Below are 13,564 nucleotides of genomic sequence, written 5' to 3'. Positions count from 1 at the left end.
AATGAAAACGCAAACGATAAACAGCCCAAGAACACCTACGCTTCTTGAATCGCTCTTTCCTATTCTCACTATGGTGGTGTTATTAGGAGGAGGCTACGCCGCTTTTGATTTACCACCAGAACCATTAATGGTGCTTTCGACCGTTGTGGCTGCACTGTTAGTAAAACGGTTGGGATATCGCTATGAGGAGATCTTAACTGCTATCTCACAAAAGATTGCTAAAACTATGCCAGCATTGCTGATTTTAATCAGTGTGGGCTTGTTAATAGGCACATGGATGATTGGTGGCACCATTCCTTTGATGATCTATTACGGTTTAAAAATGATCAGCCCAGAAATGCTATATGTTACAGCATTACTGGTCACGTCATTGGTGTCGGTCTGTACGGGAACATCATGGGGTTCAGCAGGAACCATAGGTGTTGCATTTATGGGTGTTGCCGTAGGTATGGATGCAAACCTTGCAGCAACAGCCGGCGCCGTAGTCGCGGGAGCCTATTTTGGTGACAAGCTTTCACCGTTATCAGGTGATACTAACCTTGCCGCAATGGCAGCAAGGATCGACCTTTATCAACATATTTGGCACTTACTTTATACCACACTGCCTTCGTTGATTTTAACGGCGATTGTGATGACTGTTTATGGCATGAATGGCGATTTAGCGGGTCAAGGTGTACCAGAAAAAGTGACATTAATAACAAATGGTCTTGAGAATGTTTATAACTTCAACCTTATTCTTCTCATTCCAGTATTAGTGATTTTATATGGTTCAGTAACAAAAAAACCCACTATCCCAGTGATGTTAGCTTCTGCTGCAATTGCAATGCTAAATGCTTATCTTATTCAAGGTTTTGGTTTACATGACATCGTAAAAAGTGCGGTTGATGGCTTCAATGTCTCGATGATCCAAGGTAAAGAAGTTCCTGAATTGTTAGGTAATTTGCTAAATCGTGGTGGCATGAACTCCATGATGAGTACTCTGCTTATCTGTTTCTGCGCCCTCTCTTTTGCTGGTACTTTATCGTTAAGTGGCGCGTTAGAAGTCATTGTCCATGCCCTATTAAAAATGGTGCATTCAACAGGCTCTATGATCATGGCAACGATTGCTTGCGGACTCACCATGATTGGCGTGACCTGTAATGGACAAATCTCAATCCTTATTCCTATCGAAATGTTACGTGGTGCCTATATTGAACGAGGATTACATCCTAAAAACCTGGCACGTACTGTAGAAGACTCTGCCACTATCTTTGAACCTATTTTACCGTGGACTGCCGCAGGCGCTTATATGGCGGGTACGTTAGGTGTTGCAACCTTAAGTTACTTACCTTGGGCTGTATTGTGCTGGAGTGGCATCTTCTTTGCCATGCTGTGGGGTTTTACGGGCTTTGGCATTGCCAAATTAACACCAGAAGAGCAGGAAGAAATGACTGCTGAGCTTGGATCACATTCAGAATTACAACTTGATACTAAATAAGGACGGTTCCATGTCTTACTTTGATAAAATTGAACAAATTCAATATGAAGGCACAACAAGCGATAACCCATTAGCGTTTCGTTACTATGATCCTGATGAAATTATTTTGGGTAAACGAATGGAAGATCACCTAAGATTTGCAGCTTGTTATTGGCATAACTTCTGCTGGAATGGTTCTGATATGTTCGGTATCGGTACTTTTGATAGACCATGGCAAACACCAGGTGAAGCATTAGAGCAAGCAAAACGTAAAGCAGATGTGGCCTTTGAATTCTTTCATAAGCTTAATGTTCCTTTCTATTGTTTTCATGATGTTGATGTGATTTCTGAAGGGAATAACATCAATGAATATGTTTCTAATATGGCGGCGATCACCGACGTATTAGCGAAAAAACAAGAAGAAACTAACGTTAAATTACTATGGGGAACTGCGAACTGCTTCACTAACCCTCGCTATGGCGCAGGTGCAGCAACAAACCCTGATCCTGATGTTTTTGCATGGGCTGCAACACAAGTGTGTGAAGCGATGAAAGCGACAAAAACACTGGGTGGTGAAAACTATGTATTATGGGGGGGACGTGAAGGTTATGAAACCCTGCTAAATACCGATTTACGTCAAGAAAGAGAGCAAATTGGTCGCTTTATGCAGATGGTGGTAGAGCATAAACACAAAATTGGTTTCCAAGGTACATTACTGATTGAGCCAAAACCTCAAGAGCCAACAAAACATCAGTATGATTATGACACGGCAACCGTTTATGGCTTCTTAAAACAGTTTGGTCTTGAAAAAGAAGTGAAAGTAAACATTGAAGCAAACCACGCAACATTAGCAGGCCATAGCTTCCACCATGAAATTGCTACTGCAATTGCGTTAGGCATTTTAGGCTCTGTTGATGCTAACCGTGGTGATCCTCAATTAGGTTGGGATACAGACCAATTCCCAAATAGCGTAGAAGAAAATGCACTGGTCATGTATGAAATTCTTAAATCAGGTGGCTTTACGACAGGTGGATTAAACTTTGATGCTAAGGTTCGTCGCCAAAGCAATGATAAATATGACCTATTCTACGGACATATTTCAGGAATGGATACAATGGCAATGGCATTACGTATTGCGGCAAAAATGATCCAAGATGGTGGTCTTGATAAATTCACGGCACAGCGCTATTCAGGTTGGAGTGCTGAATTTGGCCAAAATATCCTACAAGGTAAATTAAGCCTTGAAGATGTGGCGAAACATGCACAAAGCAATACCTTAGCGCCACAGTTACAAAGTGGACGCCAAGAAATGTTAGAAAGCTTAGTGAATCGCTATATTTTTGGATAATCGCATCATAATGCTAATAACACAGCGGATTTTCCGCTGTGTTTAATAATTAGATAAACATCATGAGGTAACTTCATGTATTTAGGGCTAGATTTAGGCACATCAAGCGTTAAAGCGATCATCATGAATGAAAGTGGTGACGTTGTCACAAGTTATTCGGTTGCTTTAGCAATATCACGCCCTCACCCTCAATGGTCAGAACAAGATCCACAGCAATGGTGGCAAGCAACGGAAGAAGCTATTCTCCAGCTTGGACACAGTTATCCGATGGAACAAATAGAGGCAATCGGATTAAGTGGACAAATGCATGGTGCCGTTTTGCTTGATGCTCAACAAGCGGTTCTACGCCCTGCAATATTATGGAACGATGGTCGTAGTTTTAAACAGTGCCAAGCACTTGAAACACAATTTCCCCAGTTTAAAAAAATCACTGGTAATTTAGTGATGCCAGGGTTTACGGCACCTAAATTACAGTGGGTTGCTGAAAATGAACCCGCCATTTTTCAACGTGTTGCACATATTTTATTACCGAAAGATTTTTTGCGCTGGAAGATGAGTGGTAATTTTGCCAGTGATATGTCAGATGCGGCAGGTACGCTTTGGTTGGATATGCAAAAGCGTGATTGGAGTGATGAACTTTTAGGTGCAACAGGATTAACTCGCCGACAGATGCCAACATTGTTTGAAGGTAATCAAATCACCGGTTACCTATTAGCTGATGTGGCTAAAAAATGGCATATGAAGCAAGTACCTATTATTGCTGGTGGCGGTGATAATGCCGCGGGGGCAATCGGTGTTGGGGTTTATCAACCCGGTCAAGCAATGCTTTCTTTAGGTACATCAGGGGTTTATTTTGTGGTAAGTGAGCAGTTTCTACAAAATAGCGATAATGCAGTGCACAGTTTTTGTCACGCATTACCCAATACATGGCATTTAATGTCAGTGATGTTAAGTGCGGCATCATGTCTTGATTGGGTGTGTCAATTGACAGGAGTTGAGAGTGTGAGTGCGATGTTTGAAGACATTAAACACGCCACTTTTGCGGATAGCCCTCTACTCTTTTTACCTTATCTTTCAGGGGAACGAACACCTTATAACAACCCTGATGCCAAAGGCGTATTTTGGGGATTAACCCATGAACATCAACGAGCTGATTTATGTCAAGCTGTTCTTGAAGGTGTGAGTTTTGCATTACGACAAGGGATTGAAGTTGCTGATAATGCAGGGCAATTAGCTGATAGCATTACGTTAATTGGCGGTGGTGCCAGAAGTGAATATTGGCGACAGCTGCTTGCAGATATTACAGGGAAAAATCTCGATTATCGTCAAGGTGGTGATGTTGGCCCTGCGCTTGGTGCAGCAAGACTTGCACAATTAGCAGTAAACCCCGCTCATTCATCACAAGTTATTCTTTCTCAACCTAAGCTTGAAAAACGTCATATACCCAATTTAGAAAAACATAAAACATACGAGAAAAAATATCATGCTTTTAAAAAGCTATATTCATTAATTAATACAATGGAAATATAGCAATATTGCGTCAATATCAGGGAAATACCTAAAGCCACTCAATAAAGAGTGGTTTTATCTCTTCTTATTTAGAGATATGGCTACAGAAAAAATAAAATAGTTAATTGAAAAAACAATCTTTAAAGTAATTCCTTGCTAGTAATTGAGCTTACTAGCAAGGCAAAAAATTAACGATAGCCACTACGATGGTTTTTGGCTGACCAACTATAAGTTTCATCACTAGGGGCTAATTTCTGTTTTTTCTTGAGGGCTTGTGCTTTTTTGGTGGCTTTTTCAACTTCGAGGGAGATTTCGGTAATAATGGAATCTTTGGTTCTGTTCATTTCAGCATTAGTTAATTCACGTCCGAACTTCTTTTTTTCTTGAGCTATTCGGGTTCTTACTCGCATTTGTTGGGCATCTGTCATTTCTTGGAGTGTCAGTTTCTTCATTCTATTACCCTACCTATGTTGAGTGAGGAGATATTAATATAACATTATTAAGGTACCTCTCCATCATTATATTTAAAATTGGGGTAATTAATCTCTTATTTCATTAAAAATGCATTACGCCTGAATAAGTGCGTAATGCATAAACAAAAAAATTAAACTAATTGAAGAAATGCAGCTTTAAATCCATCAATATCTTGTTGTGTTGTTGCCCAAGAAGTACAAAGGCGTAAACAACTCAAGTTAGGATCTTCAAGTAATACACGATGAAAAACAAATTGTTGAGTTAATTTTTCCGCAATCGCATTTGGTAGAATAACAAAAACTTGGTTAGATTCTGGCGGTGCTAAAAATTCAAAACCTTGTACAGTGAAAAATTCAGTTAATTGTGATGCCATTTCATTAAGGTGTTTACCTAATTTAAAATAGAGATCATCTTTAAATAAAGCTTCAAATTGCGCGCCTAATAACCAGCCTTTTGCTTGTAATCCACCCTTTTGTTTCAAGCTAAAACGAAAGTCAGTTTTCAATGTAGGATGACAAATCACTAAGGTTTCCGCTGACATGGCACCAATTTTAGTACCACCAATATAAAAAGCATCGGTTAAGCTGGCGATATCTTCAATGGTTAAGTCACTTTGTGCAGACATAAGCCCTGTCGCTAAACGAGCACCATCAAGGTATAACCACAAATTATGTTCGTTACAAAAATCGCGGAGTGCTTGTAGTTCTGCTTTGCGATAAACCGTACCAATTTCGGTGGCATTGGTAATATAAACCAGCTTAGGTTGAACCCAATGTTCATCGTTATGTTCAGCAAGAATAGGTTTTAACAGTGCCGGGGATAATTTACCATCAGCCGAAAATGTGGTGATAACTTTATGCCCTGTTGCTTCAATAGCACCGGTTTCATGCGTTGCAATATGCCCTGTACTCACAGAAATAACAGCTTGGTGTGGACGTAAAAAATGAGAAACCGCGGTTAAATTGGTGATAGTTCCACCATTAAAGAAATGAACATCAGCGTCCATTTGCTGTATACGCTGTTTAATGAGTTCAGCGGCTTGGTGACAAAGTGTATCCATGCCATAACCATCATAGCGTTGACCTACTGTATCCGTGATTGCCTTCATGACCGCAGGATGTGCAATTTCATTATAATCATTTTGGAAGCGGTACATGTGTTCTCCTATCGAATGTTGTGTTTTTTTATTGTGTTTTATAAATAAAAGCGCTCCACATCTAATCAATACACCGATTAAATGTAAAGCGCTTTAATATCTTGAAAAAGTAAGTTATTTAAAGCAGACCTCACCCCAACGGGCTAATCCTGCGGTAACCGATCCAAAATCATTCCCTTTCACAATAGGGATATTAGGTAATTGTTGTTCTATTGCTTGGCATAAAATCGGTGAACGCGCTGAACCACCTGTCATAAAGATAGCGTCCGGTTTTATTCCCCCTTGTTGAACTGCATCATTAACTAATTCAATCATTTTACTTTTAGGGGATTCTATCGACTCCACCATTTGTTCACGTTCAATGGTGCATTCTAATGTTTCACTTAACAAGGCGATATTAGCAATATATTCAGGAGAATCTGATAAGGCAATTTTAGCCTCTTCAGCACGTCGAACAATGCTATAACCCAGTGTTTCATTATACACTTCGATTAGGCGAGCTATTTTTTCAGGTTCTTTCGCATCTCGTCTAAGCTGACTTAATGCAGCTAAATTTTGACGAGAATAAAAATCTTTTTGCGCTTCGACATTATTAATCGCAATAGGATCCCAGAATTGTTTCAGCGGTAATTTAATACCAGAAGAAGTTAATCCTGTCATACCGAATAAAGGCATAAGTTGTTTAAAAGCAAGATAAATATCAAGATCATTACCACCAACACGTTGTCCACTATGGGCAAGCAAGGTGTTTGAACGATCAGTTTTACCTTGATAACTTGGCCCCATCTGAATTAATGAACAATCTGTTGTACCACCGCCAATATCAACAACTAGTACTGTTTGGTCTTTATTTAAGGTAGATTCATATTCAAGCCCAGCTGCCACAGGCTCAAATTCAAACATAATATTCTTAAAGCCAGCTCTTTTAGCCGCGCGGATAAGAATACTTTCAGCTTGTTTATTTGAAGTTTCACCACCTAACCCATTAAAGTTAATTGGTTTACCAATAACGGTATCTGTAATTGCTTCTTGTGTGCTTTTTTCTGCTTGGTGTTTAATATTCGCCATCATGGCGCATACTAAATCTTCAAAGAAGCTAATTTGTATATCATGTAGGCCCGAAGCCCCTAAAAAAGATTTAGGTGATTTAACGTAATAGACATCGCGCGGATCACGTAGATATAAACTTAGTGCAGATTGTCCGAAAAGAATATCTTCAGGTACTAATTCAATATCTTCTTCTCGATTAAACGCAATCGACTTTCTTAGTAATTGTTCGCCAATTTCACTGGAAGGTTTTATGTTTAAATGGCGAAATAAGTGCTCAGAAACAGATTCACGGGTTGGCGCACAAAGGGTCGATGGAATATAGACATCATTACCTTCTAAAGGTAAAAGAGTCGGTTTTCCTTCTTTCATGATTGCAACAGAACAATTCGATGTTCCGTAATCAAAGCCTATAAACATTCAGCCTCCCCAATAGACTTCATTAAAAAAAGACTGAGCACTCTACATCAAGATTTTTGCAATTACCACCAGATTATAAAGTCAAAAAGAGCGTCAATGAGACAAGTGATTTACTGTATGAGTGGCTTATAATATTTTTAATAAAATTAAGATGGTTATAAAACAATTAGAGATTTTTACGAGAAGGTATAAAAAATATGAAGATAATTTATTTATGCATTATAGGTATATCTGATTATGAAGGTCCTGATTTTATTTTAGGGGCTTTTGACAATAGAGATATTGCTGAAAAAGCAAAAATGGCTTTCATTAAAGATAATCAAAACGAAGAAAATCAAGTTAAAGTACTCACTGAAAAAGACAGATGGATCGAAGTTGAAGAAGTGAAATTAAGCAGTTTTAGTTGTGATATCCCTCTTTCAGATTTTTATTATGTTATTTCACGTTTTAGTGAAGGTTTTGGTCAGATTTATCGAGATATTGAAGCTATTTTTGATAACTATGAAAACGCACTCTCTAAATTAGAACAACTCGAAAAAGAGTATAATGAATCAGATGCTTCATTCCCTGAATATTTTGCGATTGAAAAACTACAATCGAATCAAGTTAATGCTAAAACCGTAACGCAGTGGTTAGCCAGTGACTTTTTCGGTGATGATAACCGTTTATTATGATCTCTTTCTTTTAATGTTGCGTTGGTAGTCGCTATTAACACCGAATTGCTAAGTAACAAAAACAAAGGGAGATTTATCCCTTTTCTATTTTTGACTAATAAAGTTATTACTGAAATCGGAGATAAAATAATTTTTATCACAATTCATCGTTATTGTTAGATTGGGTTTTAATCCACCTAAATAGCAGTCAACCGAGTCGGTAAATAAATGAAATAAACATCCTATTGCAATCGCTTTTAATTTCCATGAGGGTAAAAACCATATACCAAAATAAACCAAAGCGGCCCAAACCGTGTGTAATGGATGAAAACCCACGCTACAACGATTGGGATCAAAAATAGGGGTTGCTAACAAATGGTCAATATCAATAGCCATTGTTCCAATCATAAGCAGTGAGGCTATCTTCCAATTCTTACGCCAGAAAAGATAGCCTAATAGAATAGGCGCTAAAAAATGTAAGCTGTAATGTAAAAGTGTTCTAAAAATCTCAAATATCACTTAAGCCTCTAAACTAATCATAGATAATGTTATACAGAGTAAACAGGCAAAAGAACCGTTCAGTCTATTTGCCTCTTTAATTTCTCAAGTTTATTCGCAAATTTCTTCACCATTGGCTTTTAAAATAGTCTTCATCATCCAATGTTTTTTAGACCAACCATAAAAAATAAGATGTGATGTTTTATCATCATAATTATAGTCATTTGGCGTATTTATTACGCTCATTAGCCCATTCCAAATTGGCATAAATAGTGTTTTGAAATATTGAGATTGGGTATCAATATAATTCTCTGCCCATAAGACAAATTGTTGTAGTTCTTCTTGTGATAAATACGAGAGGTAAAAAACACATTGTCGCCATGCATAAGATGCATTTTTTATTATGATTAATGATGCATGATAACCACGATAAGGAGCCTGTAAATAGCGATTGATGACTTGTACACATTGTTTACACATATCAAGCAAGAATGGTTTTAATTTGTCAGCAAGGCCAAGCACATTAAAAATAGTACTAAGATTATGGGTTGTTAATATGTAGGATTGTTCAAGTAATTCCCCATTTATTGCTGGCGAATAAGAGCCAAATTTTTCATTTGTTCTATCCTCACACCATTTTAAAATCACGCGAGATGTCGCATAAGGGTCGCTCCCTTGTGTATTTACTGACGATAAAGCGGTGAGTAATTCATGCTTCAACAGTAAATAATCAACTTTATAATATTGTGAGTACAGGCTGTAAGGTAAAATTGAATCAGCATTTTTTACCAATATATTCGCGATCTTCTTACTGAACATTCCCATAAAGATATCTGCGGCAAGTTCTTCACTCCATTTAATGCTTGGATCTATTTCAGATGTCAGTGAATTTAATTCTTGTAATAAAGGATTAGGTAGCTGCGTTTGTGGAAAATAACGAAAGTTTAATAATAGAAACTCATTTAATACTTCCGTAAAGATAGTTTTATTGGAAATTTGTTTTGTACGAAACTTGTCAATAATCGTAACCCACGGTAGCTCTTCTAGTTGTACTTGATGTTGTAAATCTAATAACAACAAAGAGCGACGTTGTTTAAATGCTCGATAGTTTTTTTCGTAAAGATGGCGTAATGGAATATCTAATAGACTATTGGCACGTAAACCCGCTGTAATTTGAGGAATAATATGACTTAACGCTTCTGAAGAAGTAATTAATTTTTGTTCGACAAGCTGGCTTGCTGTGGTATTAAAACTACGCATTGTTTTATACGTAATGATATTTGGAATAGGATAACCTTGTGTTAAGTTAAATTTATTTGCTTCACTTTCAGAAATTGCCTCTGTGGCGATTTCTTTATTATCAAAACCATTATTAATATCTAAGCAATCAAGTCGGTTTAAAATGACTCGACTTAATGTGTAATGTAATGGCGCTTGTACATCACCTTGCTTTATTTTTTGTATTTTATCGCTTTTCTCTGAGTTTGGTTCACCATACTTCTCGATATGACGTTGTAATAAAATACGAATATGTTGTGCTTGATGAAGATCTAACTCATTCTTCTCAAAGGATAACTGCTCAATAGCAATACGTAATTTTGCAAAGTCACCTTTATTTTTTACAGGTTTATTGCAAAGAAAATATTGTTTACGTAATTTGGAATATTCAGCAATAAGATCTTTTGCCGATTGCCTCCATAACGATGTAATTGTATTACTCGATGACTTATCAATAATTTCTGAAAGTAACGCTACCATTTTAATTTTAAAAGGATGCCAAATAGTCACTGCTTCTTTTTGTGCTAATACTCGTTTATTTGGTTTTATTCTTTTAAGGTCGTAAATTGTTATATCGAGATCTTGCACTCTTACTGTACTACTTGAAATAACAGGCTGTTCGACAATGCGAGGGTAAAATCTTAATGTTGAAAACCAAGGCGAAATAATATCAAGCAAGTCTCTTGCGTAAGATTGTGCTTTATTTCTGATCAACCATGCAACAGTGAGTAAAACACTCTCTTCAGGAACCGTAATAAGATAGTTTTCATTATCTAAACATTTATTAAGAACATTCATTCCTTCATCAGTTAAATAGTAGCTATTTAACGCTAATCGCTGATTTTCAGGTGAGGTTTTTATTTGCAGTTTATCTAATAAGTATTGCTCTTCAGATGTTATTTCTCCCCCAGCCAACCAATTACCAGTGGCGAATCCGCCTGTTATAACCTCAAGGGTGATCCATGCAGGTGTGTTTTCGAATGGTGTTCGACTGCCATAAGTGGCTTGCCCTTGTAGTATCTGGTGTAAGACAGCTTCCCATTGTTGAACTTTATTGTTATTTATCTCGGGTTGGCTTAACACTTTAGCCAATTGCGATTGTGCATAAGAAAGTCCAACGGGTAATAGGTTTTGTTTATCAGCCATGATATTCACCAAATAAAGAGAGGTATTTAAGGTGGTTTTTGATTGCTTTGAAAGGGATTAAGCAATAGAAATTATTATTAATGAGGGATCCAGAAGCAGGAGTTGAACCTGCGCCCTTTCGGTCCGAAGCCAAATGCTCTACCACTGAGCTATTCTGGAATACGTTGTGATTATAAGTGATAAACAAAAAATATCATCTAAATTATACCTATTATTTACATCTTTATGGATGATTTTAAGCAAAAATTATTACCCCTATTAGTTAAATTAACGTCAGTGATACCGGAAGATAGAAATATTAAGCAGTGGTAAAATGCTGCTGTGAAAATTTAAGAATATGCCACGGGATTTACTGACAGTGATGTATTTTTTTGTTCTATAAAAAATTATTCGGTTAGAAATAACACACTATAATTTAATAAAAACATACGATCAGAGCGTGTCATCACATGTTCTTAAGAGTATAGTAGTCAATCTTTCAGCCAGACTAGATATAACAATTTTTATTATGGAATCAGCGTTTTCTGCTCAAAATATTCGACATATTCTTGCTACTAACACACCTATTATTGATGTGCGTGCACCTATTGAATTTAATCAAGGTTCGATCCCTAATGCGATTAATTTGCCTTTAATGAATGATGAAGAGCGCGCGGCTGTGGGAACTTGTTATAAACAACAAGGCTCACAAAAAGCGGTCGATTTAGGACATCAATTGGTTAGTGGTGAAATCCGTGATAAGAGAATTGCAGCTTGGCGTGAAGCCTGTGAGCAATTTCCCAATGGTTATATCTGCTGTGCTCGTGGTGGGATGCGTTCTCATATCGTGCAGCAATGGCTTAAAGACACAGGTATAGATTTCCCATTAATTGAAGGGGGATATAAGGCATTAAGACAGGCTGTTATTGAAATGACCAATGAGTTCGTTCAGCGCCCTATTATCCTTATTGGTGGATGTACTGGCAATGGAAAAACGACATTAGTGCGTTCATTACCTGAAGGTATTGATCTTGAAGGTATTGCTCATCATCGAGGTTCTTCTTTTGGCCGTACTGTTGAAGATCAATTCTCTCAAGCTACATTTGAAAACCATCTTGGTGTTGAAATGTTGAAAAAATCACAAAAATATACGAGATGGGTACTCGAAGATGAAGGCCGTGCTATTGGAGCTAATGGATTACCTGAATGTTTGCGAGCAAAAATGGCTGAGGCATCAATCGTTGTTGTTGATGATCCCTTAGAGCGACGCATTGAGCGTCTAAAAGCAGAGTATTTTGATCGTATGACTCATGATTTTCTAGAGGCATATGGCGAAGATAAAGGCTGGCAAGCTTATAGTGATTATTTACATCATGGTTTATTCGCTATCCGCCGTCGATTGGGATCTCAACGAGCTGCGGAATTAACACAATTACTTGATAACGCGTTAGAAATACAAAAAAAAGAAGCCAATACTGAAGTTCACTTTACTTGGTTAACTCCTTTGCTGAAAGAGTATTACGATCCTATGTATCGTTATCAATTAAGCAAAAAGGTAGATAAAATTATTTACCAAGGAAGTTATGAAGAAGTCATGCAGTGGTTTAAAAACTAATAAATAGCTAAGATTTTCTGTATTAAATACGGACACCTAAGAAAAGCTCCATAAATTTATATTACGGGGCTTTTTTAGTTTATTTGGTCAAGTTTTAGTTCGATATAACCATAACCCTAAGATTATCATTAAACCAAAGAAAAAAGGCACAGCTAAAGATAGTTCTAAGAAAATAAATCGATTAATGTTGATCCCCTGTCCTTTATTTGAGAATTGCAAAGCTAAAGGTAAAGCACACAAGCCAGACAGAAAGCCGATCCCAACTAAGCGATATAATTTAATACGGTTTTCTTTTTGTGTTAGATAGTTTTGTTTACGCTGATATTGAATGTATTTCCAACACAAATAAAGTACTCCTATCGCCGAGCCTAAATGTTGTAATAATTTATAAATAGCAATCTCTTGGCTGTCTGTCATTCCTTGTAATAATTGAGCCTGTAATACAGAAAAAAATCTGACTGCAGTTCCTGTTTCATGGGTAAATGAATCCCATACAATATGTGTTACTGCACCAATATACAGGGATAAAACAAATAGACATAATGCTCGAATATTGAATTTTAGAGGATCATATAAAGGTATGGGCGATACACATTTTAATGGATTTCTGAATAAGTAATTTAAGATAAAAACAAAGATACAAAAAGGAAATGCAGTATAAAACCAGCCTAATAAATCATGAGCCGTTGTTGCTGATTGATATAAACCAAAAGAATAGAGTAAATCAGGTGAAGTGCTTCCCACAATTAATGCAGGTAAATTAAGATATTTGCCTATTCTGGACTGTTTTATCGGGAAAACAATGGAAGGATGTGAAAAAGTCCACGGCATAGGAATATCTCAACAAAACAAAGTGAATAACAAAATAAGCATGAGTATATCAGCAGATGAGTTAAGTTTTATCTGATATCACAGCGATCTGCTGGATTAATAAAAAACCTTCTTATTAATTAATGCAAAAAACGCCATAAATAGTGAGAATATT

The 13,564-nt window shown here is 37.0% G+C and carries 11 protein-coding genes and 1 tRNA gene; 5 read left to right on the top strand and 7 right to left on the bottom strand.

Annotated features, from left to right (window positions below; genetic code table 11):
- The first annotated feature begins 1 nt into the window (after position 1).
- The 3 genes from nhaC to xylB all read left to right on the top strand — a co-directional run bounded on the left by nhaC (position 2) and on the right by xylB (position 4,334).
- A complete protein-coding gene (gene nhaC / locus ABN217_RS03405; RefSeq protein ID WP_196553062.1) occupies positions 2 to 1,477 on the top strand; it encodes a Na+/H+ antiporter NhaC in 1,476 nt (491 codons plus the stop codon).
- Positions 1,478 to 1,487: 10 nt separating this feature from the next.
- Entirely contained in the window at positions 1,488 to 2,804 is a 1,317-nt protein-coding gene (gene xylA / locus ABN217_RS03400) for a xylose isomerase (protein WP_196553061.1), read from the top strand.
- 75 nt (positions 2,805 to 2,879) lie between these two features.
- The gene (xylB, locus tag ABN217_RS03395; protein ID WP_349459066.1) at positions 2,880 to 4,334 is read left to right on the top strand and encodes a xylulokinase; all 1,455 of its coding nucleotides are present in this window, start codon (positions 2,880 to 2,882) and stop codon (positions 4,332 to 4,334) included.
- A 167-nt stretch (positions 4,335 to 4,501) separates the two neighbouring features.
- Here xylB and ABN217_RS03390 read toward each other — a convergent pair whose 3' ends face one another.
- The 3 genes from ABN217_RS03390 to yegD all read right to left on the bottom strand — a co-directional run bounded on the left by ABN217_RS03390 (position 4,502) and on the right by yegD (position 7,410).
- Positions 4,502 to 4,765: a YjbD family protein gene (locus ABN217_RS03390; RefSeq protein ID WP_069369172.1), complete on the bottom strand. Its 264-nt coding sequence runs from the start codon at positions 4,763 to 4,765 to the stop codon at positions 4,502 to 4,504.
- A gap of 152 nt (positions 4,766 to 4,917) precedes the next feature.
- Positions 4,918 to 5,943 (bottom strand): threonine aldolase family protein, encoded by a 1,026-nt coding sequence (locus ABN217_RS03385; protein ID WP_349459065.1) that lies wholly within the window; start codon positions 5,941 to 5,943, stop codon positions 4,918 to 4,920.
- Positions 5,944 to 6,057: 114 nt separating this feature from the next.
- Positions 6,058 to 7,410: a molecular chaperone gene (gene yegD, locus ABN217_RS03380; RefSeq protein WP_197269213.1), complete on the bottom strand. Its 1,353-nt coding sequence runs from the start codon at positions 7,408 to 7,410 to the stop codon at positions 6,058 to 6,060.
- A gap of 197 nt (positions 7,411 to 7,607) precedes the next feature.
- Between yegD and ABN217_RS03375 the strand changes: the two genes are divergently transcribed.
- Positions 7,608 to 8,084, top strand: coding sequence for a hypothetical protein (locus tag ABN217_RS03375; protein ID WP_340896484.1), 477 nt, complete (start codon positions 7,608 to 7,610; stop codon positions 8,082 to 8,084).
- A gap of 84 nt (positions 8,085 to 8,168) precedes the next feature.
- Here the strand turns inward: ABN217_RS03375 and ABN217_RS03370 are convergent, their stop codons facing one another.
- The 3 genes from ABN217_RS03370 to ABN217_RS03360 all read right to left on the bottom strand — a co-directional run bounded on the left by ABN217_RS03370 (position 8,169) and on the right by ABN217_RS03360 (position 11,144).
- A complete protein-coding gene (locus ABN217_RS03370) occupies positions 8,169 to 8,582 on the bottom strand; it encodes a DUF6122 family protein (RefSeq protein ID WP_196553056.1) in 414 nt (137 codons plus the stop codon).
- A 90-nt stretch (positions 8,583 to 8,672) separates the two neighbouring features.
- Entirely contained in the window at positions 8,673 to 10,985 is a 2,313-nt protein-coding gene (locus ABN217_RS03365; protein WP_349459064.1) for a hypothetical protein, read from the bottom strand.
- An 87-nt stretch (positions 10,986 to 11,072) separates the two neighbouring features.
- Positions 11,073 to 11,144, bottom strand: a tRNA-Arg gene (locus ABN217_RS03360).
- Positions 11,145 to 11,493: 349 nt separating this feature from the next.
- On the opposite strand from ABN217_RS03360, the gene mnmH reads away from it, so the two are divergent.
- A complete protein-coding gene (gene mnmH / locus ABN217_RS03355; protein WP_349459063.1) occupies positions 11,494 to 12,579 on the top strand; it encodes a tRNA 2-selenouridine(34) synthase MnmH in 1,086 nt (361 codons plus the stop codon).
- 87 nt (positions 12,580 to 12,666) lie between these two features.
- Here mnmH and ABN217_RS03350 read toward each other — a convergent pair whose 3' ends face one another.
- Positions 12,667 to 13,410, bottom strand: coding sequence for a DUF4184 family protein (locus tag ABN217_RS03350; RefSeq protein WP_349459062.1), 744 nt, complete (start codon positions 13,408 to 13,410; stop codon positions 12,667 to 12,669).
- Positions 13,411 to 13,564 lie beyond the last annotated feature (154 nt).

The sequence above is a fragment of the Proteus sp. fly-1067 genome, assembly GCF_040139345.1.
GTDB lineage: Bacteria > Pseudomonadota > Gammaproteobacteria > Enterobacterales > Enterobacteriaceae > Proteus > Proteus vulgaris_B.
The sequence above is the reverse complement of the archived record's forward strand: the minus strand, read 5'-3'. Positions and strand labels throughout refer to the sequence as shown.

What these genes read in the sequence shown, in the direction of transcription:
- nhaC (WP_196553062.1), top strand. Translation starts at nt 2, where the DNA reads ATGAAAACGCAAACGATAAACAGCCCAAGAACACCTACGCTTCTTGAA.
- ABN217_RS03385 (WP_349459065.1), bottom strand. Translation starts at nt 5,943, where the DNA reads ATGTACCGCTTCCAAAATGATTATAATGAAATTGCACATCCTGCGGTC.
- ABN217_RS03390 (WP_069369172.1), bottom strand. Translation starts at nt 4,765, where the DNA reads ATGAAGAAACTGACACTCCAAGAAATGACAGATGCCCAACAAATGCGA.
- xylA (WP_196553061.1), top strand. Translation starts at nt 1,488, where the DNA reads ATGTCTTACTTTGATAAAATTGAACAAATTCAATATGAAGGCACAACA.
- ABN217_RS03350 (WP_349459062.1), bottom strand. Translation starts at nt 13,410, where the DNA reads ATGCCGTGGACTTTTTCACATCCTTCCATTGTTTTCCCGATAAAACAG.
- ABN217_RS03375 (WP_340896484.1), top strand. Translation starts at nt 7,608, where the DNA reads ATGAAGATAATTTATTTATGCATTATAGGTATATCTGATTATGAAGGT.
- mnmH (WP_349459063.1), top strand. Translation starts at nt 11,494, where the DNA reads ATGGAATCAGCGTTTTCTGCTCAAAATATTCGACATATTCTTGCTACT.
- yegD (WP_197269213.1), bottom strand. Translation starts at nt 7,410, where the DNA reads ATGTTTATAGGCTTTGATTACGGAACATCGAATTGTTCTGTTGCAATC.
- ABN217_RS03365 (WP_349459064.1), bottom strand. Translation starts at nt 10,985, where the DNA reads ATGGCTGATAAACAAAACCTATTACCCGTTGGACTTTCTTATGCACAA.
- xylB (WP_349459066.1), top strand. Translation starts at nt 2,880, where the DNA reads ATGTATTTAGGGCTAGATTTAGGCACATCAAGCGTTAAAGCGATCATC.